Annotated in this window: 1 protein-coding gene; it reads right to left on the bottom strand. The window is 76.3% G+C overall.

What is annotated here, in order from left to right:
- Window positions 1-245 (bottom strand): hypothetical protein (locus R0J88_RS22615; RefSeq protein ID WP_410901266.1); only part of this gene is annotated, 245 nt, incomplete at both ends.

The following is a 245-nucleotide window of genomic DNA, read 5'->3' as shown; positions in this document are numbered from 1 at the left end:
CCGGGCGTTCGCGCGCCTGGACCCGGGCGCAGACCGCCCAGGCGTCCAGGCGCACGTTCAGGCCGGCATAGACGCCATGGCCGTCGCCCGCCTCGATCCGGCCGTCGGCCTGCACGCCTTCGCCGGCGCGGATCGAGCCGTCGGCGCGGATGTCTTCGCCCGCGATCAGTCCCCAGCCCGCGGCCAGGTGGCCGCCGCAGGCGATGCTGGCGCCGGCCTGAATGCCGCAGGCGGCATCGATGTCC

This window comes from Pseudoalteromonas sp. SIMBA_162 (assembly GCF_046535955.1).
Lineage (GTDB): Bacteria > Pseudomonadota > Gammaproteobacteria > Enterobacterales > Alteromonadaceae > Pseudoalteromonas > Pseudoalteromonas marina.
This window is presented reverse-complemented; position numbering and strand designations above follow the sequence as displayed.